General features: G+C 39.0%; 24 protein-coding genes and 2 tRNA genes. 13 read left to right on the plus strand and 13 right to left on the minus strand.

The window, feature by feature from the left end:
• Positions 1-38: 38 nt before the first annotated feature.
• From NIS_RS02785 to NIS_RS02800, 4 genes are read left to right on the plus strand one after another with little or no spacing between them, the layout of a single operon-like run.
• Complete coding sequence (locus tag NIS_RS02785; RefSeq protein ID WP_012081882.1) at positions 39-1,691, plus strand: copper resistance system multicopper oxidase; 1,653 nt, start codon at positions 39-41, stop codon at positions 1,689-1,691.
• Positions 1,688-2,329: a copper resistance protein B gene (locus NIS_RS02790; protein WP_012081883.1), complete on the plus strand. Its 642-nt coding sequence runs from the start codon at positions 1,688-1,690 to the stop codon at positions 2,327-2,329. The genes NIS_RS02785 and NIS_RS02790 overlap by 4 nt, the downstream gene beginning before the upstream one ends.
• Positions 2,330-2,338: 9 nt before the next feature.
• Complete coding sequence (locus NIS_RS02795) at positions 2,339-2,860, plus strand: YtfJ family protein (protein WP_012081884.1); 522 nt, start codon at positions 2,339-2,341, stop codon at positions 2,858-2,860.
• The gene (locus NIS_RS02800) at positions 2,847-3,578 is read left to right on the plus strand and encodes a glycerophosphodiester phosphodiesterase (protein WP_012081885.1); all 732 of its coding nucleotides are present in this window, start codon (positions 2,847-2,849) and stop codon (positions 3,576-3,578) included. Before NIS_RS02795 ends, NIS_RS02800 begins: the two co-directional genes overlap by 14 nt.
• Here the strand turns inward: NIS_RS02800 and groL are convergent.
• On the minus strand, positions 3,575-5,218 hold the full coding sequence (gene groL / locus NIS_RS02805; protein WP_012081886.1) for a chaperonin GroEL: 1,644 nt from the start codon (positions 5,216-5,218) through the stop codon (positions 3,575-3,577). The genes NIS_RS02800 and groL overlap by 4 nt on opposite strands.
• A gap of 14 nt (positions 5,219-5,232) precedes the next feature.
• Positions 5,233-5,502, minus strand: a complete 270-nt coding sequence (gene groES, locus NIS_RS02810) for a co-chaperone GroES (protein ID WP_041353991.1) — start codon at positions 5,500-5,502, stop codon at positions 5,233-5,235.
• A gap of 202 nt (positions 5,503-5,704) precedes the next feature.
• On the opposite strand from groES, the gene NIS_RS02815 reads away from it, so the two are divergent.
• The 3 genes from NIS_RS02815 (at position 5,705) to NIS_RS02825 (ending at position 8,227) form a co-directional block, all read left to right on the plus strand.
• Positions 5,705-7,186, plus strand: coding sequence for a hypothetical protein (locus tag NIS_RS02815; protein WP_012081888.1), 1,482 nt, complete (start codon positions 5,705-5,707; stop codon positions 7,184-7,186).
• A 67-nt stretch (positions 7,187-7,253) separates the two neighbouring features.
• Positions 7,254-7,913 (plus strand): response regulator, encoded by a 660-nt coding sequence (locus tag NIS_RS02820; RefSeq protein WP_012081889.1) that lies wholly within the window; start codon positions 7,254-7,256, stop codon positions 7,911-7,913.
• An 86-nt stretch (positions 7,914-7,999) separates the two neighbouring features.
• Positions 8,000-8,227: a hypothetical protein gene (locus NIS_RS02825; RefSeq protein ID WP_012081890.1), complete on the plus strand. Its 228-nt coding sequence runs from the start codon at positions 8,000-8,002 to the stop codon at positions 8,225-8,227.
• Between the two features lie 4 nt (positions 8,228-8,231).
• Here NIS_RS02825 and NIS_RS09965 read toward each other — a convergent pair whose 3' ends face one another.
• Positions 8,232-10,061, minus strand: a complete 1,830-nt coding sequence (locus NIS_RS09965; protein ID WP_012081891.1) for a 7TM diverse intracellular signaling domain-containing protein — start codon at positions 10,059-10,061, stop codon at positions 8,232-8,234.
• Between the two features lie 63 nt (positions 10,062-10,124).
• Between NIS_RS09965 and NIS_RS02835 the strand changes: the two genes are divergently transcribed.
• The 3 genes from NIS_RS02835 (at position 10,125) to NIS_RS02845 (ending at position 11,383) form a co-directional block, all read left to right on the plus strand.
• Positions 10,125-10,201, plus strand: a tRNA-Met gene (locus tag NIS_RS02835).
• A 157-nt stretch (positions 10,202-10,358) separates the two neighbouring features.
• The gene (locus NIS_RS02840; protein ID WP_012081892.1) at positions 10,359-11,165 is read left to right on the plus strand and encodes an SIR2 family NAD-dependent protein deacylase; all 807 of its coding nucleotides are present in this window, start codon (positions 10,359-10,361) and stop codon (positions 11,163-11,165) included.
• Positions 11,162-11,383 (plus strand): hypothetical protein, encoded by a 222-nt coding sequence (locus tag NIS_RS02845; protein WP_041353992.1) that lies wholly within the window; start codon positions 11,162-11,164, stop codon positions 11,381-11,383. The genes NIS_RS02840 and NIS_RS02845 overlap by 4 nt, the downstream gene beginning before the upstream one ends.
• Before the next feature lie 12 nt (positions 11,384-11,395).
• Here the strand turns inward: NIS_RS02845 and NIS_RS02850 are convergent.
• Positions 11,396-11,487: transfer RNA gene (locus NIS_RS02850), tRNA-Ser, on the minus strand.
• 28 nt (positions 11,488-11,515) lie between these two features.
• Positions 11,516-12,199 (minus strand): orotidine-5'-phosphate decarboxylase, encoded by a 684-nt coding sequence (gene pyrF, locus NIS_RS02855; protein WP_012081893.1) that lies wholly within the window; start codon positions 12,197-12,199, stop codon positions 11,516-11,518.
• 50 nt (positions 12,200-12,249) lie between these two features.
• Here pyrF and NIS_RS02860 point away from each other — a divergent pair, with 50 nt between their 5' ends.
• The 3 genes from NIS_RS02860 to NIS_RS02870 are packed head-to-tail and all read left to right on the plus strand — an operon-like array spanning position 12,250 to position 15,684.
• Positions 12,250-15,165: a MutS-related protein gene (locus NIS_RS02860; RefSeq protein ID WP_012081894.1), complete on the plus strand. Its 2,916-nt coding sequence runs from the start codon at positions 12,250-12,252 to the stop codon at positions 15,163-15,165.
• Between the two features lie 9 nt (positions 15,166-15,174).
• Positions 15,175-15,432 carry a tetratricopeptide repeat protein gene (locus NIS_RS02865; RefSeq protein WP_050724129.1) on the plus strand — a complete coding sequence of 86 codons (258 nt, stop codon included), beginning with the start codon at positions 15,175-15,177 and terminating at the stop codon, positions 15,430-15,432.
• Positions 15,433-15,684 (plus strand): hypothetical protein, encoded by a 252-nt coding sequence (locus tag NIS_RS02870; RefSeq protein WP_041353993.1) that lies wholly within the window; start codon positions 15,433-15,435, stop codon positions 15,682-15,684.
• Here NIS_RS02870 and NIS_RS02875 read toward each other — a convergent pair.
• The 8 genes from NIS_RS02875 to NIS_RS02910 form a co-directional block, all read right to left on the minus strand.
• Positions 15,665-17,962 carry a GGDEF and EAL domain-containing protein gene (locus tag NIS_RS02875; protein ID WP_012081895.1) on the minus strand — a complete coding sequence of 766 codons (2,298 nt, stop codon included), beginning with the start codon at positions 17,960-17,962 and terminating at the stop codon, positions 15,665-15,667. The two genes, NIS_RS02870 and NIS_RS02875, sit on opposite strands and share 20 nt — an antisense overlap.
• Positions 17,949-18,467 carry a YfiR/HmsC family protein gene (locus NIS_RS02880; RefSeq protein ID WP_012081896.1) on the minus strand — a complete coding sequence of 173 codons (519 nt, stop codon included), beginning with the start codon at positions 18,465-18,467 and terminating at the stop codon, positions 17,949-17,951. Before NIS_RS02880 ends, NIS_RS02875 begins: the two co-directional genes overlap by 14 nt.
• Entirely contained in the window at positions 18,464-20,500 is a 2,037-nt protein-coding gene (locus NIS_RS02885) for a TonB-dependent receptor plug domain-containing protein (RefSeq protein ID WP_012081897.1), read from the minus strand. Before NIS_RS02885 ends, NIS_RS02880 begins: the two co-directional genes overlap by 4 nt.
• 78 nt (positions 20,501-20,578) lie before the next feature.
• Complete coding sequence (acs, locus tag NIS_RS02890) at positions 20,579-22,531, minus strand: acetate--CoA ligase (protein WP_012081898.1); 1,953 nt, start codon at positions 22,529-22,531, stop codon at positions 20,579-20,581.
• A complete protein-coding gene (locus NIS_RS02895; RefSeq protein ID WP_012081899.1) occupies positions 22,524-23,117 on the minus strand; it encodes a 3'-5' exonuclease in 594 nt (197 codons plus the stop codon). The genes acs and NIS_RS02895 overlap by 8 nt, the downstream gene beginning before the upstream one ends.
• Positions 23,117-24,877 carry a putative nucleotidyltransferase substrate binding domain-containing protein gene (locus tag NIS_RS02900; RefSeq protein WP_012081900.1) on the minus strand — a complete coding sequence of 587 codons (1,761 nt, stop codon included), beginning with the start codon at positions 24,875-24,877 and terminating at the stop codon, positions 23,117-23,119. Before NIS_RS02900 ends, NIS_RS02895 begins: the two co-directional genes overlap by 1 nt.
• 36 nt (positions 24,878-24,913) lie before the next feature.
• Positions 24,914-26,557 carry a cation acetate symporter gene (locus NIS_RS02905; protein WP_012081901.1) on the minus strand — a complete coding sequence of 548 codons (1,644 nt, stop codon included), beginning with the start codon at positions 26,555-26,557 and terminating at the stop codon, positions 24,914-24,916.
• Entirely contained in the window at positions 26,554-26,871 is a 318-nt protein-coding gene (locus NIS_RS02910; protein WP_012081902.1) for a DUF485 domain-containing protein, read from the minus strand. Before NIS_RS02910 ends, NIS_RS02905 begins: the two co-directional genes overlap by 4 nt.
• Positions 26,872-26,873: the final 2 nt, after the last annotated feature.

Below are 26,873 nucleotides of genomic sequence, written 5' to 3' on the forward strand. Positions count from 1 at the left end.
TTATTATAATTCTTTAAGATATCAAAAAAGGATGAACAATGCAACGCAGAGATTTTTTGCGAAGTAGTGCACTCTTTGGTCTTATCGCTGTCACTCCTGCTCTTGCAAAACAGGATATCGGAGAGCATCAGCCAACACAACTCCTTGAAGGAAACGAATTTGATCTGCATATTAAAAAGACGTGGGTACGTTTTGGCGACAAGCCTGTTATAGCAACCACGGTTAACGATATGTTGCCGGCTCCCACGCTGAAATGGAAAAAGGGTGATTTTGTTACGATTCACGTGACGAACCATCTTGATGAGCCTACCTCTTTGCATTGGCACGGTATCATCTTACCCTATACGATGGATGGAGTACCGGGTGTGAGTTATCCTGGGATTATGCCAGGAGAACGCTTTACGTATCGGTTCAAGGTAGAGCAAAACGGTACCTACTGGTATCACTCTCACAGCGGTTTTCAAGAACAGACCGGTTTACACGGGGCAATCGTGATTGATGACGATATAGATGCCGATAGAGACTATGTGGTAGGTTTTCACGACTGGAGTGACGAAGATCCAGATACCATATATAGAAAGCTAAAACTTCAAAGCGGATACTACAATTTTCAAAAAAGAACAGTTTTCGATTTTGCAAAAGAGGTACAGCAGTTTGGATTTGCCAAAGCTTTGCAAAGACGAGCAATGTGGAACAAGATGCGTATGGATGATAGAGATCTTTCTGATGTGACTGCCTATACGTATACCTACTGCATCAACGAACATACAAACAAAAATCCAGCCCATTTTTTCTTTAAGCCTGGTGAGAAGGTTCGTTTAAGACTGATCAACCAATCGGCAATGAGCTATTTTGATGTAAGAATTCCCGGATTGAAGATGAAGGTTGTGGCTGCAGATGGCGTGCCCGTTGAACCGGTCGAGGTGGATGATCTTCGCATCGCGGTGGCTGAAAGTTATGATGTATTGGTTTGTCCAACGCAAGAAGCCTATACCATTTTTGCTCAAAGTATCGATCGGTATGGGTATGTGTATGGAATCTTGAGCACTTCACCTCAAAAAAGAGCTCCTATACCAGAGTCCTATCCGTATGAACCTCTCTCTATGGTGGATATGGGTATGGCTATGGATGGGATGAAAATGAATCATATGAAGAAAAAAATGGCTCATACAACAAAGATTCCAAAGACCCCTTTGCCTATGAAAAAGGGAATTGCTTGGACGATGGAGGCAAAGGGTGCAAGGTATAGACTTGATGATCCAGGAGTTGGATTAAGAAGCGTTCAAAGAAAAGTTTTAACCTACGCTGATCTGCATACGCCAAATATCGAAAACAGATTTCCAGATCGTGAGATCCAATTGCACTTAACAGGCAATATGGAGCGCTATATCTGGGCAATAAACGGGATTCCTTACTACGAATCAAAACCTTTGCAGTTTCGTTATGGTGAAAGACTGCGAATAACGTTTATCAATGATACGATGATGAATCATCCGATGCATCTTCATGGTATGTGGAGTGATATCGAAAAAGCAGATGGAAAAATTTTGCGAAAACACACCGTCAATGTGCAGCCGGGCAGTAAACTGAGTATGCGCATCAATGTGGATGCAACTGGGCGATGGGTTTTTCATTGCCATCTACTGTATCACATGGGTGGGATGTTTCGAGAAGTAAAGGTGCTCTCATGAAAAATTTTGTTGTATTGCTGTTCCTGGTTACGGGCATGTTTGCTGGAGGCGGAGATATCTTTCGATATCAGATGCTAGTCGATCAGTTTGAAGCCTCATCACAAGGAAAACCTTCTTGGGATGCCAGTTTTTTTATAGGGTATGATGCGAATAAGATCTATCTGTATAGCGAGGGAGATAGTAAAGAGCAGGAAAACGAGATCGTCTTTTCCCATGCCATTACCCCATTTTTCGATCTACAAATTGGAATGGAACACGATATGAAAGACAAAGGAGCCACTTTTGGTGAAATTACCCTTATGGGACTGGCTCCTTACTTTATTGAAACGAGAACAAAACTGCTTTTTGGTGAAGGAGGTGTGGGAATTGATTTTGATTTTGAATATGAAACGCTCTTTACGCAAAGACTCATTTTAAATTCAAGAATCGAGAGCAGGATCTTTAGCAAAGATATTGAAAAAGCTGGCATTTTTCAAGGACTCAATGACATAACCGTTGGTTTTCGATTGCGTTATGAAATACAAAGAGAGTTTGCTCCCTATATTGGATATTCTGTTACTAGAAATTTTGGTGGTTTGAAAAGAGAAGAGGGCAAAGTGAAAGATCGATTTGTTACCGGCATTCGGTTTTGGTTTTAGGAGGGTATGATGAAAAAGGTTTTTATGCTTTCTATCATTGCATGTTTTTTGATGGCATTGGAGATAGGGACGATTCCCAAACGTGTCGTACTGGAAAAAGATAAAGGCGGTACAATTGATGGAAGCCCTTTTGATACGGCTTCAATGAAAGGGAAAGTCTACTTGGTCATATATTCGGATCCTGATAAAAGGGATCTGAATGAGCCCTTTTTTGAAAAGGTAAAAGCCAAAAATTTTGATAGGAACAGGTACACCTCCATCGCAATTATCAACATGGCTGCAACCTGGATTCCCAATTTTTTATTGAATGCCATATTGAAAGCAAAACAGAAGAAGTATCCATATACCGTATATGTCAAGGACAACAAGAAAGTTTTGGTTCATGCATGGCAACTGCCGGATAACGATCAAGTCGTGATGATTTTTGATCAAAATGGAAGGGTCCAGTATATCGGACATGGGAAATTGTCGCAAAAAGAGCAAGAGAGGGCCTTGCATATCTTAGAGGAGCTTATAAATGAGTCTCATTAAAGAAAAATTATCGATAAAGCCTTTTGGCATCGTGGCGCATCGTGGGGGAGGAGAAGAGAGTGTCGAAAATACGATTAGAGGAATTGAGTATGCACTTTCCATCGGAGTCGATATTGTTGAAGTGGATATTCGAAGCACAAAGGATGGCAGACTCATTTTGCTACATGATCCGGATTTGACCCGTATTGCAGGCATCATGAAAGAAGTACACGATGTGGATTTTGATGAGCTGCAAAAGTATAAAGTCTTTGGAAAAGAGCCGATTGCCACACTCAAAGAAGCTTTACAAACAGTTGACGGTAAATGTGGGCTCTTTTTAGAAATTAAAGAACCAAGTCTAACAGATAAAGTCATACAGATGGTGCATGCGCATGATGCGAAGGAATGGATTGCTATAATCAGTTTTTATGAAGAAGTGATCGAGCAGACCAAGAAGAATGATCCTGAGATTGTGGCAGGACTGGTCTATAGCAGGCCGCCTGGAAAAATTAAAGAAGCAAAAGCGATTGGAGCCGATTTTGTCTTGCCTCACTACAAGATAGCCACCCAAAAAGCAAATCGATTTGCCCATGCACTGGGATTGAAAGTGGTTGCTTGGACAGTCAATGAAGAGTCCTTGATGATGGAGTGCATTGAAAAAGGAGTGGATGTTATAGCGACGGATTTTCCGAGTATGGCTTTGGAGTTGAGAAGAAAAATGGCGGAGGGAAGGGATTAGAATCCCATTCCGCCCATTCCACCCATTCCGCCCATATCAGGAGCAGGAGCTGCAGGTTTGTCCTCTTTGATTTCACTTACAGTCGCTTCTGTTGTAAGAAGCAAGCTAGCAACTGAGACTGCATTTTGCAATGCAACTCTTTCAACTTTTGCCGGGTCAACGATACCAGCTTCAAACATATCTACATATTCACCGGTTGCTGCATTGAACCCAGTGTTTTCATTTTCAGCGTTTTCAACATTGTTCGCTACTACACCTGGATCAAATCCAGCGTTTTCAGCGATTTGTTTGAGAGGGGCTTTGATAGCTCTAAGAATGATTTCAGCACCGATTTTCTCATCGCCGCATAGATCAAGATTTACTTTGTTCGCTGCTCGAACGAGTGCAGTACCACCACCGATGACGATACCTTCTTCAACAGCTGCTTTAGTAGCTGCCAATGCGTCATCGACTCGGTCTTTTTTCTCTTTCATCTCAGTTTCAGTTGCAGCACCGACTTTGATAACTGCTACACCACCAGCAAGTTTGGCAAGTCGTTCTTGCAGTTTTTCTTTGTCATATTCGCTTGTTGTTTGCTCGATTTGCGCTTTAATCTCTTTGATTCTCGCTTCAACTGCTGCTTTGTCGCCTTTTCCGCCAACGATTGTAGTGTTTTCTTTGTCTACTACGATTCTGTCAGCTTGTCCAAGATCTTCTAGTGTTGCGCTTTCAAGCGTTCTACCAACTTCTTCACTGATCACTTGCCCGCCAGTCAAGATCGCAATATCTTGAAGCATCGCTTTTCTTCTGTCACCAAATCCTGGCGCTTTAACAGCACAAACGTTGAGTGTTCCTCGTAGTTTGTTTACAACAAGTGTCGCAAGTGCTTCACCTTCGATATCTTCAGCGATAATGAGAAGCGGTTTGTTGCCTGTTTGTACAACTTTTTCAAGGACTGGAAGCAAGTCTTTCATGTTGCTGATTTTTTTGTCGTAAAGCAGGATATATGCATTTTCAAGTACTGCTTCCATCTTTTCAGTGTCAGTTACAAAGTATGGGCTGAGGTATCCTCTGTCAAACTGCATACCCTCAACAACTTCAAGTTCATCTTGAAGAGATTTTCCTTCTTCAACAGTGATAACACCATCTTTTCCAACTTTTTCCATCGCTTCTGCTATAAGCTCACCGATTTTTGGATCGTTGTTTGCAGAAATTGTTGCAACTTGCGCGATCTCTTTTTTATCTTTCACTTCTTTTGCGATCTTTTTAAGCTCAGCAACGATTGCTTCGGCAGCTTTGTCCATACCTCGTTTTACTTCGATAGGGTTTGCACCTGCTGTGATGTTTCGAAGACCTTCTTTAAAAATGTTGTATGCAAGAACTGTTGCAGTTGTTGTACCATCACCTGCTTCATCAGCAGTTTTGCTTGCAACCTCTTTAACAAGTTGTGCACCCATGTTTTCAACAGTATTTGGAAGCTCGATCTCTTTTGCAACACTTACACCGTCTTTTGTAATGCTTGGACTTCCAAAAGATTTTTGAATGAGTACGTTTCGTCCTCTTGGACCCATAGTAACTTTTACGGCGTCTGCCAGTTTTTTAACGCCTTCAAAAAGTTCTCCTCTTGCAATATCGCTAAAATGAATCTCTTTTGCTGCCATTTTTCACCCCCTTCTTATTTCAAAATTCCAAGAATATCGTCAGTTTGTAAAATCAAATACTCTTTTCCATCTAATGTAATATCTGTTCCGCTATATTTAGCAAAAACAACTCTGTCACCAACTTTAATGTGTCCTTCTTCTTCTACTTCTGGACCGATTGCCAAAACATTTCCTTCAAGCGGTTTTTCTTTCGCATTATCAGGAATAATGATTCCGGATGGTGTCTTTTCAGGCTCATCTACTCTCTCAACTAAAACTCTGTTTCCAAGTGGTTGGAAATTCATTGCGGCCTCCTTTATCAAGTTTTTGTCACTTACTGTTTTTCAGTGCCAAAATTTTACAGAGAATATGCTTAAATAAAGCTTAAACTAAACTATGAATATCATTAAATCTACATCGATAAGACTAAAATTTTTTGTCAATATAATATAAAAAAGAAATGGTTGATTATAGGCTATAATAGAGTCAAGATAAAGGAGTATTATTATGAAAAAGATAGGGTTGTTCTTAATCGTCTCTATTCTTATAGGTTTAGTTGGTATCTATGGATTACTTTTTACAAAAAGTGGAAACCAAGTTTTAAAACCGGAAATAGAAAGCTACCTTAATCAAAAACTACCTGTGAAAGTTGCATTACGAAAGTTTCAAATCGCTCCGATGGATATTGTATTGGAGATTGGAAAATCGATTGCCGTTGTACACGGGGATCTAAATCCGCTTCAAAGACGTTTCGACCTGACATACAACATCAAAATAGATGATTTAGCGGCTCTTGAACCGTTGCACCGTCAAAAACTGCGAGGGCCTTTGAATACGAAGGGGCGTATTAAAGGCACTTTAGATCAATTTACGATCAAAGGAATCAGTGATATAGCAAAGAGTGGTACCGAATACACAGTTGTAGTAAAAGAGTTGAATCCTGAAAGTCTAACTGCAACCATAAAAAATGCAGATTTGGCGCAATTACAATACATGGTTTATCAGCCCGTGCGTACATATGGCTTTCTTAATAGTGATATCAAACTTGATAGTCTGAATGTAAAGAATCTAAAGGGAAGTATTGTTTCGCAAATCTTGCACGGAAAAGTGAATGAAAAAGAGATCGAGAAAGAGTTTGGCATAAAGAAAGCAACAATCAACTATAGGATTGATCAAAAAAGTATATTAGATGGTCAAAAAATCACTACAAAGATGTCATTTGATTCTACCATCGCGACAGCAAATTTGGAGAATGTTGTTTATAACTTGAAAAACAACACTCTTACGATCCCTTATGTTGTCGATATCCCAAATCTTTCAAAACTCTATTTTTTAACCAATCGGCGTATGCGGGGAAAAATCACTGTAACTGGAAAAGTGCAAAAAGCGAAAGATCTTGTTGTCACTGCACATTCACAAACTCTTGGCGGAACTGTTGATGCGGTTTTGAAAAACAGTGATTTACATGCAAAACTCAAAAATATCGAAGTAACGGCACTTACTTATATGCTCTATTATCCAAAAATCTTTGATTCCTCTATGGAAGCAGATCTAAAATACAATATATCAACTCAAAAAGGAACGCTGGTTGCCAAAGCGTATGATGGCAGGATCTTGCCAAATAAAATGACATTTTTGCTCCAGCAAATGGCAAACTTCGATATCACAAGAGAGGTGTATAAAGTAACTGCGCTTCATAGCATCATAGATAAAAAGAAAATCTTATCCAATCTCGATATGGAGAGTCGACTGACTCATATCAGTTCAAAAGACGCTCTTGTTGATCTCCAGAAAGAGTATGTGAATGCAAAGTTGAAAGTGGAAATCAAAAAAAGACCAGTTTTTGTAAAAATCAAAGGCAGTCTCAAATCACCAAAAGTTTCCGTTGACGCGAAAGCTTTGTTGAAAGATCAGGTGAAACAGAAATTGCAGAAAAAATTGAAAAACAAAATACCGGCCGAAGCCGAAAAATTGTTGAATCTTTTCTAGATTTAATAAATTTATAATCTAACAGCATGTATATTTATAAAAAATTTATAAAAATTAAAAGCTGTCTATGAAAAAAAGGATTGTAATCGTAGAAGATGAAAGCCTCGTGGCTTTTGAGATCCAAAGTGCACTTGAGCAAGTTGGATTTGAGTGTATAGCGATTGTTGATGATGCCAGTTTGGTTCTAGAAACAATACGCGACACCAAACCGGATGTAGTCATAATGGATATTTATCTTGCAAATGGTACAAATGGAATCGATGCGTGTCGGATTGTAAAAAAAGAGTTTGATATACCAATCATCTTTTTGACAGCATATTCAGATCAAACAACACTTCGTGAAGCCCTCGATTGCCAGCCCGATGGTTATTTGATCAAACCTTTTCGTAGACCTGAACTCTATGCAGCAATCAATCTTGCTTTGGGCAAGAACGCTTTCGATAACAAAATATTGGAGTTGTGCGAAGGTGTGCAGTATGATAAGAATAGATCAGTATTGAAAAAGGATAACCAGGAGATAACACTCACAAAAAAAGAGAGGGAACTGCTGCATCTCCTTCTTCAAAACAGAGGAAAACTTGTTTCCTTCGAAAGAATCGAATTCGAATTGTGGCCCCAGAAACCTGTAAGCGAGACGACTCGTAGGACACTCATTCACAGACTTCGCTCAAAACTTTCAAAAGATTGCCTCAAAAGTATTCCAGGTATTGGGTGTATTCTCCAATAATGTGACAAAAATGTGACATTTTAGAACGTTTTTGGAACGTTCTTCGTTTATAATTCTTTCGATTTTTATCGAAAAAGGAGAGTACTATGAGAATGATAGTTGGAATCTTGTTTGTAGCAGCATTTTTGTATGCCGATACGATAAATCCATACTGGTTTCAGGAGGATAGCAAAGAGAAGCTAGAAGTTGAAGTTATTTCCAAAGACCAAAATGAGTGGGTTAACCCGTATTGGTTCCAAGAGACCAGACAGCATAATAAGGCAAAATTGCAAAGATTGACGACAATTCGAGAACAGATCCACTTTGACTCGTGATGCGCTAAAAAGTGATCATATATTTCGTTCCATGGGACGTATCGATATCGATACGTCCCTTAAGCTGATGCTGAACCAATATATGGACGAGTTTCAATCCCAAACTCTCTTTTGATGCATGTGAGCTCTTGAATCCCTTTCCCGTATCTTGAATAGTGAGAACATATAGATCCCCTTTTTGCTCTAAAGTTATAAAAATAGCCCCTTTGTTATCCGGAAAAGCGTGTTTGAAGGCATTTGTAAGGAGCTCATTGATAATGAGACCCGTGTATATCGCTTTATCCATAGAAAATATTGCGTTACTTTTTACATGAATTGCTATATCTTTTTGTGAGAAAAGGTGTTGTAGTTCACTAGCCAATGTTTGGATATATTCTTGTGCGTCAATGTAGGCTATATTGTCACTTTTGTAAAGCATCTCGTGGACGCTGCTCAACGCTCTGATACGGCTCTCTGCTTCTGTGAGGATCGATTGCATCTTTTGGTTGCTCAGTTTGTCAGATTGCAATCGTAAAAGGGATATAATGATTTGAAGATTGTTTTTTACGCGGTGGTGGAGCTCTTTGAGGAGGACATTTTTCTCTTCGAGCGCTTTTGTGAGCTCTTGTGTCTTTTGATCTGCATAGGCTTCAAGTTTAGCTTTTTCGATCTCTTTTTTTTCTAAAAGCTGTTTGGTAGCACGCTCTTTTTCTGCTTTGTATGCGTTGATTCTTGCAGACAATGCCATAGAAAAGAGAATTGCCTCAGAAAAAATCGAGATTTTTCCTAAATATGGAAAGTGATCGATCCATGATATAAATCCGGCCTGTTTCAGACCAAGCAGGACGGCAACAACGAACAGAAGACTCCATCCAGTAATATAATAGATAGTATGTTTGTATCCTTTGAAATAGGCATACAATCCAATAACAATCATAATGAAAAACATAATCATATAGATGATCCGCTGTGGTGTGGTACTGACGATATCTGTAATGTTGAGTAGATATAGAATGAGGCTAAAAGCGATTAATAATTGAAGAAATTTATGAATTCTTGGAAAGTTTTTTTTTGTTTGTAAAAACTCGACTGTAAACATAATGATCGAGAGAGCCATAATAAGCAAAAGTGTATATATAGCGGTTGTACTCATAAAAAAGTTTTTGAAAAAGAGTGGGAAAAATCCCGATTCGAAAAGTTCTAATACGAGAAACGAACTGACCATAATGACATAGTAAAGGTAACTTACATCCTTTGTCATAAAAAGTAGAAAAATATTATATGCGATCAGTGCTAGCATTGCACCCAGAAACAAAAAGGTAACAAGTTTGTCTTTTTCATTTTTTGCTTCGTAGTATGCTGGATCGGCAAGATTGAGTTTTGCGAAGAACCCCACATTTTGATCCTGGGCTTTGAGCAAAAAAGTTTTTTCCTCATATGGCTTGAAAAAGATTAAAAAGGGATGGGTGAGATAGTGTGAGGGCAGTTTTTTTAATCGGTATCCACTTTCATATACTTTGGAGCTATTGAGATCGTACAGCCAGATCTTTTCTTGGATAGGATAGTCATATTCTAAAACTTTTGTGATAGCTTTATCAAAAGGGTTTTTTATGCGAAAGAGAAGCCAAAGGGTAGCATCGTATTGATAACCGAGCAATAATTTATTGACATTCGTTTGTTGAAATAGCTGTTTGTGATGCAAAAGATAGTTTAGATTTGACTGAGAGTTTCTATCGAGATAGTAGAGTGTAGAAGGTGTGATATTTTTTATTTTGTTATCATCGAGAATGATCGTTTGCGCAAAAGAGAAAGAGAATGTGTATAGAAATATACAAAAAAAATATACTCTTTTCATTCTCACCTTTCATTATATATTGTTGACATGTTCGAGATTTTGAAGTATAATTTCACTCGCTTTGGCTGGGTAGCTCAGCTGGTGAGAGCGCTGGTCTCATAAGCCGGAGGTCGGGAGTTCAAGTCTCCCCCCAGCTACCACACTCCCCTAATGTTTTGCTTCCATGACATGATTTGTACCTAAATCCATTTGTATTATAATTTTTCAAAATCAATCATTGTTGAATCTATAGTGTTTTATCGAGAATCAATATATTTTTGAGTTTTTTCACTGTATGATTATACAAAAAGGTTTGCAATGATTGAAGTGGCTACTAATTTGATCAAACAGGCAGATTATCTTCTCATTACGGCTGGGGCTGGTATGGGAGTGGATAGTGGGCTCCCTGATTTTAGAGGAGTTCATGGATTTTGGAGGGCTTATCCGGCAGCGAAAAAGCTCGGCCTTCGATTTGAAGAGTTGGCAAATCCAAGATGGTTTGAAAAAGACCCAAAACTTGCATGGGCGTTTTATGGCCATCGCCTGCATCTTTATCGTGATACAAATCCTCATAAAGGATTTCGACTGCTTCTAGAGATTGCTCAGAGAAAAAAAGAGTATTTTGTGGTTACTTCAAATGTGGATGGGCAATTTCAAAAAGCCGGTTTTGATGAAATGAAAATCGATGAAGTTCATGGAAGCATTCACTATTTGCAGTGCATAAAGCCTTGTCGTGATGATATATGGAGTGCTGATGGAGTTGATATTCAAATTGACACGGAGCGTTTTTTAGCAAGGGAGCCTTTGCCAAAATGTCCTTATTGTGGTGCGGTTGCCAGGCCTAATATTTTAATGTTTGGAGATTGGCATTGGATATCTTCTAGGGAAGATGCGCAACAAGGACGTTTCAAAAACTTTCTGCATCGGGCGAAAGAATCCTTGGTTATTGTGGAGATTGGAGCCGGCACTGCAGTACCTACGATTCGTCTTTTAGGTGAACAAATATCGCAAAATTATAATGCCCCTTTGATTCGTATCAATCCGAGAGAAGCGCAAGGAGCCACTGTGGGCCTTGCATTAGGAGGGCAAGAGGCAATAGAAAAAATATATGAAATTGTACAATGATAAGAGATCCCAAAAAATTGGCTTTTATCATGGCAAGGAATATCACGAAAACGAAAGCGGATATTACAAAAAATGAAGTCTGTTTTCTAGTACGTTCTTATGTAAAACTTCATAACAAGCTCTATCGTATTCGAATCGATGAAGAAGAGTTCGTCAAAAAGAGCTGCAGATATTATGAACAGTTTTTTGTCGTTTTCTTCTTGAATGGTAAAAAGTAGATGGAAATATAGTGGCGGACAGGGAGGGATTCGAACCCTCGGTACCCGCAATGGGTACGCCTCCTTAGCAGGGAGGTGGTTTCAGCCAGCTCACCCACCTGTCCTTGAAGTGGATGAAATTATAAAGAATTTTTAGAGGTTTGTCAATATTTTTTCCACAACTTCAGCTGGATTGTTCGCCTGATAGATAGGACGTCCTACGACGATAAAATCCACTTTTTTCTCTTTTGCAAGATTGATGTCAGCTACACGTTTTTGGTCACCTGCACTCTCTCCAAAAGGTCTTATACCGGGAGTCAAAGTGATAAATGTATCGCTTGTGATGTTTTTGATCAAATCACTCTCATAGACACTACACACCACGCCATCGAGTCCTGCTTCGTAGGCCTCCTTGGCAAACTGCTTTGCTTTGTTTTCGATCGAATCATTGTAGATGGATCGAAACTGTTCTTCGTTGAAGGATGTAAGTACAGTGACTGCAAGAACGAGCGGGGGATTTTGAAATTTTTGTACTCTTTGCATGACACTCTGCATCGCTTCTTTGCCAGCACTGGCGTGAATATTGAACATTTCGACACCAAGTTTTGCGATCTCTTCGGCTGCATCGGCCATGGTATTGGGAATATCATAGAGTTTCAAGTCAAGAAAAATGTGGAAATTTGGATTGATCTGTTTGATCTGTTTTAAAAACTCTTTTCCGTCTCGAATATAGCTCCTCAGACCAACTTTGAGCCAGATGTCGTAGTTTTTCAAGGATTTTGCAAGGGAGAGATTCTCTTCTATGCTGGGTAGATCAAGTGCGACGCAAAGCTGCATGAAACCCCTTTTTTAGTGATATAATATCAAAAAAAGAGTTAAGGGCCGGTTTGTTCGACAAAGAGTATCTTTCCAATCTTTTAAACGATAAGAAAAAACTTCTGACCCAAATCTACTTCGATCTCCAAAAATATTTTGAGAAGCTCTATGGAGACAATACAGTCGTACTTATGGAGGTAGGCTCTTTTTTTGAAGTATATGAGCTCAATACTCCCCAAGAAAAAATAGGAAAAGCAAAAGAGATAGCAGAATTTCTTAATATTCAACTTACCCGCAAAAACAAATCGATTCTTGAAATAAGTGTTTCCAATCCATTGATGGCCGGAGTACCCAATTTCGCATTGGAACGCTATCTCAATAGGCTTATACAAAGCAAAAAATATACGGTCGTCCTCATTAAGCAAAAGGGTGAACCACCCCATGTCAAACGCTATCTCGCAAATATTATCTCTCCAGGAACAAACTTCGATTATCAGATAGAGCCTACGGAAAACTTTATTGCTTCGATGATACTGGGTGAAAATAGAGGTATCTATTATGCCGGTTATGCGGCCATCGATGTAACGACAGGAAAATCGTTTGTCAATGAAATGTACTCCACGAGAGAGGATAAGACCTTTGCACTGGATGAAATTTTTACTCTTTTACAAACCTATAATACTGCTGAATTGATTTTGACTTTTGAAGGAAATGTGGATAAAGATTTTATCTATAGCTATCTTGAAATACCTGCTCATTATACATTTCATGAAAATAGAAGTCGCTTGAAAATCACCTATCAAAATGAACTTTTCGCAAAAGTCTTTTCCATTAAGTCGATTCTTTCCCCTATCGAATACCTGGATCTTGAGCGTTATCCCTATGCTAGTGAAAGTCTTGGAATACTTCTCGATTTTATTATCGATCACGATCCCGCAATCGTGGAAAAGTTGCAAAAACCTACATTTATCGGCAGTAGCCATTTCGTCTATCTGGGAAACAACGCTTTGGAACAGCTCAATATCATCTCCCGTGACCCCGATGAGATGACACTCTTAAAACTTTTGGACAAAACCTCTACGCCTATTGGTAAAAGAGTCCTAAAAGAGCGCCTTCTCAATCCAATTCAGAACCAAAAAGAGCTGCAACGCCGATATGCTATGATAGAAAAATTCATACCCCATTTTAAAGAGATAGAAGTTTTACTCAAACAGATCTATGATATCGAGCGAATATTAAGAAGAATCAAACTTAGAAAAGCACACCCTTTCGAGATCAACTATTTGCATACTTCGTTGTACTATATCGAGAAACTTTCCAACACATTGAAATCATACGATATGGGTATAGAAGCGTTCAGTATCGAGGAAGTGTATAGATTTAGAAAATCGATCGAAGATGTTTTCGATCTGGAAAAGAGTGCCAAGTACCGAAAAGAGCAAATTGATGCGAACATTTTCAAACCTGGTGTCAATCTTTTTATTGATCAAATTGAAAAGCAGATTGGGAAAACCTTGGAAAAACTCCATGCGATTCAAAACCATGTCGCCTCCTTTTGCGATAAAGAGGAGAGTGTGCAGCTGGGATGGCTAGAGAGTGAGGGTTTTCATATAGTTATGACGAAAAATAGATTCATGCAGATTGAAAAGGATCTTTTACAGAGTTTCGTGACCATAGAAAATGAACACTATTTTTTCAAAGATTTTCATATCAAAAAACTGAAAAACAGTGTGAAGCTTACCCATGAAATCATTGAGGAACTCTCGAAAGAGTATACCGCTTTGCAAACACGTCTTGTAGCTCTCGTCAAAAAAAGCTACACAGAAGTTCTTATGGAGATAGAGCTGCGATACAGTGCTTTGATGGAAAAGCTTATAACGTTCATTGGAGAGATCGATTTTTCCATTAGCGGTGCGAAATGTGCCAAGGAGTTTAACTACTCGAAACCTGAAATTGTAAAGCAAGATATTTTAGAGTTTGTTGCTCTACGCCATCCCATCATCGAATCAAGGGAGGAGAATGGGATCTACATTCCAAACGATATCTATCTCGGAGAGCCTTTCGAGCCACAATGTGATCATGTGACATTGCAAGCGAGTGACAATAAACCGGTACAGGGTATTTTACTCTATGGAATTAATTCTAGTGGGAAAAGCTCTTTGATGAAAAGTGTAGGTATTGCAGTAGTCATGGCGCAAGCTGGAATGTTCGTTCCGGCAGCATCGATGCGGTTCGGACTTGTTGACAAGATTTTTACGAGAATCGTCTCAAAAGATAATCTCTACAAAGGGCTCTCCACCTTTGCAGTCGAGATGCTGGAACTCAAAAACATTTTCAATCGTGCCACAAATCGATCTTTGGTTCTTGGAGATGAGATCAGTCACGGGACGGAAACCTATTCGGCTTTGTCGATTGTCGGTGCCGCAATCCAAAGGCTCTATGAGATGGGAAGCAAATTTATATTTGCGACCCATCTGCATCAACTCACCACTATAGAACCTATCATGTCACTGAAACGTCTCGTTTTCTTGCATCTTGGTGTGACATATGATGAAGAAAATGATCGATTGATTTATGATAGAAAGCTCCAAGTCGGCCCTGGTGGTACACTCTATGGCTTGGAGTTTGCCAAGGCTCTTCATATGGATAAAATTTTTCTCGATTATGCATATAGTATCAGGAAAAAGTTGACAAAAGAGTACAGCGAGATCGAACTTCTCAAACAAAAGAAGCGTAGCAGGTATAATAAGGGAGTCTATTTAACGAAGTGTGCGATTTGCAATGAAGTCGTGGAAGAGGTGCACCATATCGAACCAAAAGCGAAAGCCAAAGGAGGGTTTATCGATCATTTTAAAGCAAATCATAAATTCAACCTGATCCCTCTTTGTTCCAAACATCATAAAATGGTTCATGAAGGGAAATTGTTGATCAATGGATTTGTTATGAGTGATGAAGGATTGAAACTCCATTATACAGAGATTGACTAAGGAGGGACCATGATCGAAAAAGCGGTGGATCTATTTGAAAACGATAAATATGATGAAGCACTGCCGATTTTTAAAAAATTGGCCAAAGAGGGTGATGCAGAAGCGATGTATTACCTTGGTATGATGTATTATGAAGGATGGGGTGTAGAAAAGGATGAAAAAATGGCAGTAGAATGGTGGAAAAAGGCAAACAGACGAGGCAGTCTTGATGCCAAATATATGCTTCAGACCATTTGCGCTACATCGAGTGTCTTTGCAAGAGAGTAGATGTATACTTTTGTTGTGATCGTTTTTTCCGTTGGAGCAGCTATCACTGTTTATTATCTCTTCCTTCGTCAAAAATCGAAACGCCTCACTTTGATAGAACAGGGTATTTGTCCTGAGTGTAAAGAAGCCAGTATAGAAATAAAAAGAAACAAGAGTGGCGGGTGTAGCGGTACGAACAGTGTCTTATTCGAATGTGATGCTTGCGGGTATCAAGAGGAGTTTCACATCGCATCTAGTGGTTGTAGGATGTGATGAACTCTTTGAATTCGTTCAAAGGCAAAGGCTTCGCATATAAATAGCCTTGGGCATAGAAGCATTTAAGATCTTTTAAGATGCGTTCTTGCTGTTTTGTCTCTACACCTTCTGCGATAATCTCTTTTCTGAATGTATACGCTATATCTGTGATAATCTTTGTGATCTGATAGTCTTCAGGATCCTTGTCAATATCATCTATGAAGCTTTTATCGATTTTTATCGTATCGAATGGCAGACGTTTGAGATAATTGAGCGAAGAGTACCCCGTTCCAAAATCATCAAGTGCGACTTGAAATCCGATCTGTTTGATGGCTTCCAGCATATTGACGGTATGTGAGACATTTTCCATTGAGAGTGTCTCTGTGATTTCGAGTTCCAGTTTCGATGGATCGATGTTATATAGTTTGAGATTCTTATCAAGAAAGTCGAGAAATTTTGGATTCCTAAATTGTCTAGCTGAAATATTTAAAGAAAGCACGATGTTTTGTAACTCTTTATCACTACTCCACTCTTGTAAATGCCGGAAACTCTTTTTTATGACAAATTCGTCGATCTTTTCTATCAAATCGCTTCGCTCGGCTACGGGAATAAAAACATTGGGAGTAAGAAGACCCTTTTGCGGGTGATTCCAGCGAATAAGTGCTTCTGCACCGATAACTTTATTATTTTGAATATCGATTTTAGGCTGAAAGAAAAGAGTGAGTTCATCCTCTTTTTTCAGTGCTTTGCGAAGATCCTGAGTTGTCTGTTGCAGATGATCTAGATACTTTTTCATCTCTTCTTTAAAGAAAACGAATCTGTTTTTTCCACTTTTCTTCGCTTCATACATGGCGATATCGGCATAGCGTGTCAATGTTTCGATATCATCCGAGTCATCGGGAAAGATAGCGATGCCAAGACTACAGGAAACGGAAAAATTGATATTTCCGTAGCGATACTCCTTTGCTACAGACTCTTTTATTTTTTCCAAAACGATATCCAAGGAATCTTTTGTTTCTACTTTCGGTATCAAAACGACAAACTCATCTCCACCGATGCGGAATATAAGATCCGAAGAACGGAGCGTTTCTTTAAGGATGGTAGCAATATCTATGAGGAGTTTGTCTCCTATCTCGTGACCGTAGGTATCATTGACAAATTTAAAATTATCGATATCAAGAAAGATAAGGGCGAAACGTTCTTTGGATCTTTGCGCAATTTTCGACAGTTTTTCTAGGATATCTTGAAAAGAGACTCTGTTTGGTAAGGATGTGAGTGGATCATTGTATGCAAGGAATTCCACCTGTTTTTTTGCTTTGATCTCTTCGGTGACATCTATGGCAATACCTATTATCGTCGTGGATCTGTTATGTTTTTTTCGAACTTTGATAACGTTTTTAAGATATTTCTCCCCTTTAGGGGTATAGAATTTGACGACCGTTTCAAATTTTAAGCCTTTTTGATATGCCTCTTCTATTTCTTCAATAAAACGGAGCTTTTCTTGCGGATCGATCATCTGTAGGAAATGTTCCCAATCTAGACGCTCTTTCATATTGAGGCCCAAAATTCTATAGAGTTGGTCGCTGCAAAAAAAGGTGTCACTATCTTTAATATACTCCCAACTGCTCATATTGGCAATTTTTTGAGCTTCTGCTAGGTGCATTTCACTCTGTTTTATTTTTTGGATATAAAGGTGTATTGCATGTAGCATTTTGTTGATGGCTCTTGTAATTGCAATAAGTTCGAGGTATTCATCTGTTGGTTTGACCTGTTTGGTCGTTCGGATATCGATATTTGATAGTTGCGAAGAGAATGTATATAAAGCGTCTATTTTTTTATTAATATAGCGAGCGAAAATGAGACCAAGAGCAAGCAGTAGCAGAGTGAAAAATGTGAAGTATATATCGAATTTTTTAAAAAATTGATTCATTATTTCATAATCATATTCAACGAAAAGATATCCGACTTTTTGATTTTTGTATTGTATAGGATAGAGGGATTGATTCTTTTGTGTTGGGATGGGCTTTTGTGCAATCTTTAATTTTTTAATGGAACTGACGCTTGTTTGAATGTTTTGAAGTGTTTTTTGCAGTTCATCGTCAAAATGAAAATAGGCAAGAGGGGCAATCGTACGGAGATTTTCTTGAATGATAAATTTGATATTTTGTTCTTCTATGTTTTGTAATGTAGTACGAATTTGGAAATAGATAATCGTTTGAAAAACAAATAGAACGACAATTGCTAAAAGAATTGTAGCACGAATCATCCAAGCAAGTGAATATCTACTTGTTTTCATAAAACTTTGACACCTTGAATATTATTGGATTGAGTTTTATATTTGATTGTTTAATGGCCGATGGATTGATTAAAGGGTGCACTTTGGAATTGACGGTTATAGAAATCATTGCCCCTTCAATTGCACTAGGAAGTGCACTTAAAATGAGACGTTTCTTTTTTAAAAGCGAATTGTACAGTTTCTTTGCTTTTTTAGAATCCATGAAGAGAATATAGGCTGAAGCATTTTTGAGAACCCTCGTTTTTGTAGGTATTACTTTGATTCGTTTACCGTATACCGTTTTCTTGTCAAGAAGTTTTTTCATCAAAAACGCTTCTTTACGGTACCTGTTTTGATAAACGATATTGATTAAGAGTTTGTTATTGACAAGTTTTTGATCAATATTTTCATCGAGCATGATAATTTTTGGGAACAGTTTTGCCTCAATTTCAAGGAGTGCAGGATTGAGTGAAGAGGCGAACAGAGTAATGATGGTAAGAAAAATAAGAGAAAATATCCGTATCAAAAGCTTTTCCTTATTCTAAAAAACAACTCCCTCCCACTTTGCGGTACAGCCCATCCTTGAGGGACAAACTGGAATCTATTTTGTATGAGTTCCGATGGTGTAACGTATGCATAGTTCTTGTGATCAGTAATATTCTTCACACCAAACTGGATATCTAGATCGTTCAAAGAGTAGGTAAAAACCTGATTCAACGACAGAGATGGTCGGACATCTCGATAAATGTCGGGGGTATCGATTTTTGAGGTCCATTTGAACATGGTATGGGAATGGAAATGGTCCCAGTCATAATCGAACGAAGTAGAAAATATATTTTTGCGAATACCAAGATACTCTGTTTGATCATTGGGGCTTCGTTGATATTCGCGTTTGTTGAAGTTGTGCGCGTAACGAAGTATAAGTTTTGCATGATTAAAAAGTTTCGTATAGCTCACTTCTATACCCCGTATTAAATAGTCCCCGAGATTTTCGTATATTCGTAGACCGGAATCCGACAGATACCTATCAATGGTATCTTTTGTTTTCCCATAGTAGAAATTCGTTTTTAATACGTCTGTTTTAGTGAATTTCTTGATATATTGTAACTCCAAAAGATTGATATATTCTGGCTGCAACGATTCATTTCCATTAAATTCCGCTGCTGTATTGGCATAGAGTTCTACCCAAGATGGTGCTCGAAATGCTGCATTGTAAATACATTTCATCGTATTTTTTGGATCGAAGTTGTATACAAGACCCGCTTTTGCGGAGAATTTCCAGCCAAACTCGTTATAGTGATCAAATCGTAAGCCTCCTGTCAATGTAAAGTTATCATTGATGAAGTAGAGATCTTCGATACCCAAAGCAAAAATGGATCTATGTACATCTGATTTGATAGGTCCTGGAAGATGTGCATAATTCCCTAAAGCAGGGACATATTGCAGATAGTATGCTCTGCTAGGTTTGGCATAGCTGGTTTCTATATGGAATTGAAGATTGTGCTTTTGTGAAAGATATTTGATATCGGCTTTCGCATACATCTCTTTTTCTGCAAAGTTCCCGCCTATGATCAAGTCCTTGTCAGGACCGCTCGTAGAATTGAGATCGTATGGATAGACTCGAAACGCTCCATTCCAGATATAATATTTATACCCTACATTCGTTTCGATTTTCCAATCTTTGGTGAGATATTGTTGATATCCCACATCGACAAATTGATGCTGTAGGTGAACGAATTGATCGCGTTTGAGTGGAGAAACGCGCGAGATACCAAAAAAATTTCCCTTTTTGTAGTATTGCAGTCTATATTGCACTGTCCAATTTTCATTTTTATACGTAATACCAACACCGTCATTTTTTTCAAGTGCATGGGCCGGGGTAGATTGACGAAAAATTGTCGTCGTATCGTTGAGCGTATCGATTTTGAGTGTTGTAGGAGAGAGAAGATCTGGTTTGGAATAGAGCTTATGCAGGTCAAGCAACAATGTCCCTTGCTCTGTTATGATGGATTTAAATGCACTGATTCCGTATCCATTTTCGCTGCTGTAATATGTCGAAACCATGTCTTCATCACTCTCATCGAGGGTGATGACGTTGACAACTCCTAAAAATGCATTATCGCCGTATCGTACAGAATCGGGTGTTTTGGTGAATTCAATGCGTTTGATGAGGTCTGCCGGGAAATTGTAGTAGTAAAACTGATTGGTGTATATGTTGTTGGTGACTTCCACGCCATTGATCAAAAATTTGATTTTGTCGCGATAACTGTTTTTTACGCCTCTAACAATAATCTGTTTTTTCCCACTTGAAGTTATAGAAACTTCAATGCCTGGAATATAACACATCAAATCAAAAAGTGTTTTTGCTCCAGTATGCCTGATGAAATCCTTTCTTAAAACAGTGACGGTCGATGGTGTTTTATCGATATTGAGTTTTGTAGCAGATGCAATTTCACTTGCTTCGTTGAGCGTTGTAAGAAAATCTTGCTCGATCGTTTGCGTATCTGCAGACAATAATATAGTTGGGATACAAAATGCAAACAGCAATCGTTTGGTCATAACAATCCTATGGAAAAAAATGGATTTTATAAGATTATTATAACCAAAAGTGGAGGGTAGCGAAAGGCTACCCGATCATCATCCGTTGACTATCTGGATAATCTTTTCCACTACGCTTGGATCCTCAAGGGTTGAGGTATCTTGCTTGATCTCTTCACCCTTTGCGATGGCTCTGAGGATTCTGCGCATGATTTTGCCACTTCTTGTTTTTGGAAGACCTGGAACGAATGCGATCTCATCACATTTTGCCAAAGGACCAATATCTTTTGTGATCACATCATTGATCTCTTTGATAAGCTCCATCTCATCCGCTATGCCTTCATCATCTTTAAGCACGACAAATGCGAAAACGCTTTCCCCTTTTACTTCATGCGGCTTTCCAACCACCGCGCATTCTGCCACTCTTGGGTGGTGACCTATAGCCGCTTCGATCTCGGCTGTTCCAAGTCTGTGGCCACTGACATTGATAACATCATCCATACGCCCCGTGATCCAGATATACCCTTCTTCATCATATATCGCGCCATCTCCACTGAAATAGACAGGTTTTCCATCCTTCTTACAGGTTCCAAAATAGCTTTTGACAAATCGTTCGCTATCTCCCCAAATAGTTCTGATCATACTAGGCCAAGGTTTTGTGATACACAGATACCCTTTTTCACCCGGCTCTTTTTTGTTTCCGTCAGTATCGATAATTTCAGCAAAGATTCCCGGGAGCGGAAATGTTGCAGATCCTGGTTTGATCGGTGTGGCTCCTGGAAGAGGACTGATCATGTGACCTCCAGTTTCTGTCTGCCACCATGTATCGACGATTGGACACTGACCCCGTCCGACTTTTTCAAAATACCACATCCAAGCGTCGGGATTGATAGGTTCACCCACTGTTCCAAGAATGTAGAGGCTGCTTAGATCATACTTATCCGGTTCATCTGCACCAAGTTTGTGAAGGAGTCTAATGGCAGTAGGTGCTGTATAGAACTGATTGACCTGATACTCTTCGATCATTCTCCACCATCTTCCGGCATCTGGATAGACAGGAACCCCTTCGTACATCAAAGTTGTAGCTCCGGCTGCGAGAGGTCCATAGACTATATAGGTGTGCCCAGTGATCCAGCCAACATCTGCTGTACACCAGTAGGTATCGGTATCTTTGATATCAAATACCCACTCCATAGTGAGCTGCGCCCAAAGGATATATCCGGCTTGTGAGTGCTGTACCCCTTTTGGTTTGCCAGTACTTCCTGAAGTATAGAGCAAAAAGAGTGGATCTTCGCTATCCATGATTTCTGGCTCACACCGTGTTGGCATATCTTTGATGAGCTCATTGTAGTCATAGTCTCTGTGATCATGCCATTTTATCTCTTCGTTGTTTCTTCGTACCACCAAAACAGCTTCAACACTTTCACAGTTCTTTGCAAGAGCCACATCTACAACAGGTTTCAGGAGATATGGCTTGCCTCGTCTGTAGGCTCCATCGGCGGTAATGACTAGTTTTGCCTGGGCATCTTGGATTCTGTCCCTAAGCGCCTCTGCACTGAATCCACCAAAAACAACAGAGTGGATTGCCCCGATTCTCGCACATGCAAGCATCGCAAAAGCGGCTTCCGGAATCATTGGCATATAGATAACGACGCGATCGCCTTTTTTGATACCAAACTTGTTTTTGAGTAGATTTGCAAAGCGGTTTACTTCATAGTAAAGCTCCAAGTAAGTGATGACTCTTTTATCACCCGGTTCACCTTCCCAAATGATTGCTGCTTTGTTTTTTTTGGTTTCCAGGTGTCTGTCGATACACTGCTCGGTGACATTGAGTTTTCCACCTATAAACCATTTGTAAAATGGTGCTTCACTCTCATCGAGAACTTTTGTATAAGGATCACGCCAATTGATTTTCTCTTTTGCCAGTTTGTCCCAAAAACCCTCATAATCACTCTCAGCTTCTTTGACCATCTGCCAATACTGATCCATAGAATTGATGCGGGCTCGTTCCTTGATCCTTGGTGTCGGGTCGAAAACAGGTACTTTATCCATATTGTCTCCTTTTTATAAGTTTAAGATAAATCATTGCACTCATTATAGTGTCATTGAGAGCGTTGTGTGCTTTGAGTTTAGGTAAATTCAAATCTTTAAGTATTGTATCAAACTTCAAATCGATAAACCCTTGCGGTATCGCTTTTTGTTTATAGTCATAATAGAGTCCCGAAACCTCTATCTGTTTATTTGGAAGAGTGAATCCAAAAAACTTTTTGGTATATTTACTTATCATCTTTACATCAAACTCCACATAATACCCCGCTACTGGGCGATTTTTGATAAAATATAAAACTCTCTCAATTGCCTCTTTTGGTTCCATCGCACCTTGCAGATCGCAAGCTCTTAAGTGATGGATCTTGATGCTTTGTGCGCTAATATCTTTTTGTGGTTTGAGCTCAAGATAGAGCGCTTTTGAGAGAAGTATCTTATCTTTTTTGACTGGCAAACATGCAATAGATAAAATCTCATCATTTTTTGGATCGAGTCCGGTTGTTTCACAATCGATAAAAACTATCTCATCACCACTGTATGGCTCAAAAAGAAACTTAAACTCACCTCTATAGAACCACTTCTGCCAAAACATCAGCTCACCATCGATAGTTTATAGTGGTATGATAAAAACTCTTTGAATTTTTCAATTGTCTTAAAACTTTCTTTCAATATATCACGTTCTAGTTTATTGAGGGTTGTAACATCGATGCTGTTGGTAGCATCTAATCCTTTTTGAATATTGTGCAGAGATGCTCTGAGCCTAAAGGAGTTGAGTGTCTCAAAGCTTTCAATGAGATCTGTAACAAAGCTCTTTTCCAAAATGCCAAGATTACTGATCTCTTTTAGTCGCTCAACTGTGTTTGTATTATGGATATGATATTGTAGTGCCAAGACTCTAACCCCATGAACTACTGCAAAAATACCACCCTTTTTGAGATCAATTGTACGTGCTTTGCGAAAAAAACCAAACATATTGAGAGGATTTTCAAACTGCATAACAGGTCGCGCCATTTGCGATAAAAAGCCTGCATTGTCGCTTACATGATCAAAAAGTATTCTTTTGAGATTTTCGAATTGCTCCTGGTTTCCATAGACTGCTTTGGCATCGAGAAAAATGCTCATATACATCATATTTGTCTCGTTTGGATGTTCGATCCAGCTAAGTAGAGTCTCTTCCCACTCTTTTGTAGTTTTGTTCCATTGCGGGTTATTGAGCATGATGTTGCCTTTGCAGCGTGGATAGCCAAGAAGCTCCAATGCAGCAACAAACTCTTCGGCTTTTTTCAATGCAGCTTGTTTGTCTGCCGGATTTTTTACTATAAAAGCATTATCTTGGTCAGTTCTAAGAAGCTGTTCGCCTCTTCCTTGGCTACCAAGAAGCAAAAATGTACCATCTATGCCAAATGTGAGATCATAGACCTTTTTATATACTTTTTCATTAAGCTCGCTTACAAGTTTTGCTAAATAGCGTGTTTTAATGCCTTTATGGTACAAGATCTCTACCATCTGGATAAACTTATCTGTAACATATTTGAGATCTTCTGTGGAGTCTGCCCGCTCGACTTTGCGTGCAAGTAGGTAGGATTGATTGGAAAAGAAGCTGAGAAGATCTCCTATCTCCACGCTTCCTATTGAGGTATTCTCTTTTTTGACGATGAGGTGTTTGATATTTTTACTTGTCATGAGCAAAAGGGCATTGAATAAAAAGTCATCATATTGAATAGTTATGGCAGGAAACGTCGCAATTGACTCTATTGGTGTGGCAAAATCGATTGCATGAAGAATAACTTTTTTAAGATCGCTTGAAGTTACCACTCCTTCGAGATTTCCTTTTTGTACAAGCAGAAGGTGTTGCATATTTTTCACTGCATCTTTGATGGGAGTGGAAGCCTCCACTTTGTAAAGAGGTGTGAGAGGAATATCTTCTAGTTTGGCTGAGAGTAGATCGCCCACTTGCGAAAGACTCTTTTGCTCTTTGAGTTTATCAATTTTTTGAGAAATTGTTTGAAAAAAATATTGTTTAAATGTACTGTTTTTATGAAAAACTTCTAAAAAAGTCTCTTTATCTATCTCGTATAAAAGTGTCTCTTCTACTGCCACAAAGTGTGCATCTTTTTTTCCAAGCAGTGCTTGAATATCGAAAAAATCTTTTTCATGATAGATTTCAACTACATTATCTTCTTGTATCTCTTGGGCACTTCCTTTGATAATAATAAAAAATCTATTGAGCACAATCTCTTCACCCTCTTGATAGTATCCTATATCGGTATGAGAAACTAGCAAATCGAGCTGTTGTGGAGTAAGAGTGTCAAAAGGGTGGATTGTATTCAAAAAATTTTTTACCTCTTCCATTGTTATCCCTTTTACAGCCGCAAAGAGCGGCTGAAATTAATGAGCTGATGCACCTTCAGCACCGATACCTGTTTGGGCTCTGATAAATTGTGCCTCAAATTTCTCTTTTTCTTCCTGCGCTTCTGGAGAGTTGTCAATTTTACTAAAAAACCAGATACCAATGAATGCTACTGTAACACTAAAAAGTGCCGGGTATTTATATGGAAAGATTGGCTCAGGGTTGCCAAGAACACTTACCCAAACAGTAGGTCCCAAAATCACCAATATGATTGCAGTAATGAGTCCAAGGAGACCTCCTCGGAATGCTCCTTTTGTTGTAAGACCTTTCCAGTACATTGACAAGAAAAGGACTGGAAAGTTAGCACTCGCAGCAATTGCAAAAGCAAGACCTACCATAAAAGCAATGTTTTGCTTCTCAAATGCAATTCCGAGTAAAATTGCCAAAATTCCTATTACAAGTGTAGCAATTTTGGAGACTTTCATCTCTGTAATCTCATCAACCTGTCCTCTTTTAAAAACGCTTGCATAGAGGTCATGGCTGATTGCAGATGCTCCTGCAAGTGTCAAGCCGGAGACAACTGCCAAAATGGTAGCAAAAGCAACTGCTGAGATAAACCCTAAGAAGAAGTTACCACCCACTGCATGTGCTAAGTGGATAGCAGCCATGTTGTTTCCACCAAAGATTTTCCCATCAGGACCAAGATACTCTGGATTTGTCATTACAAACACAATTGCACCAAAACCGATGATGAATGTAAGCATATAGAAATACCCTATAAATCCTGTGGCATAAAAAACAGATTTTCTTGCCTCTTTTGCATCAGCAACAGTAAAAAAACGCATTAAGATGTGTGGAAGACCGGCAAGTCCAAACATCAATGCCATACCAAGAGAGATTGCAGAGATTGGATCTTTGACTAACCCCCCTGGAGACATGATTTTTAAGCCATCAGGGTGTGTTGCAACTGCTTTTTTGAAAAGATCTTCCAAACTAAATCCAAAATGTGCCATAACTGCCAACGCCATAAATGTAGCACCAGCTAAAAGAAGCACTGCTTTGATAATCTGCACCCATGTAGTAGCAAGCATACCACCAAATGTAACATAAAGAATCATTAAGACTCCGACTATGATGACTGCAAAGGCATAGTCAAGTCCAAAAAGTACTTGAATCAGTTTTCCTGAACCAACCATCTGTGCGATGAGGTATAAAAGTACTGTTGCAATAGATCCAAAAGCTGCCAATGTTCTTGTAGGGCCTGGTTTGAGGCGAAAAGAGACAACATCGGCAAATGTGTATTTACCAAGATTTCTGAGCTTCTCAGCTATCAAGAAAAGCACAATAGGCCAGCCAACCAAAAATCCTATAGAGTAGATAAGTCCATCATACCCTTTGAGATAGACAAGTCCCGAGATCCCCAAAAAGGATGCAGCACTCATATAGTCTCCTGCCATCGCAAGGCCGTTTTGAAAACCAGTGATTCCCCCGCCTGCAGTATAGAAATCTTTTGCTGTACGTGTTCTCTTAGCTGCCCAGTATGTGATGAAAAGTGTCAATGCAACAAAGAGTAAAAACATCACTACAGCAGAAACATTGATGTCTCTTTTACCGCTTACTTCTGCTGCACCTTCTGCAAATGCCGAGAGAGAAAAGATAAATGGAAGTATCCACTTTTTCATAACAGCTCCTTAATCGACTCTTTGAGTTCTTTTGTGATAGTGTCAAACTCTTTGTTTGCTTTGTTGACGTAAATTCCTGTTAAAATAAACGCAAAAACAATGATTCCTATACCGATAGGAATACCGATTGTAGTGATACTGCCTTCACTGAGTGGTTTTCCTAAGAGTGAAGGATCAAAAGCGATGGTGAGAATAAATGCATAGTAGACTATAAGCATGATAATTGCCATAGTCCAAGAAAACTTCTCACGTTTTTCTACGAGTTCCCAAAGTCTAGGATTACTTTTGAGTTTTTCTAAAACTTCTGTTTTCATAT

This window comes from Nitratiruptor sp. SB155-2 (genome assembly GCF_000010325.1).
In the GTDB taxonomy this organism is placed as follows: Bacteria; Campylobacterota; Campylobacteria; order Campylobacterales; family Nitratiruptoraceae; genus Nitratiruptor.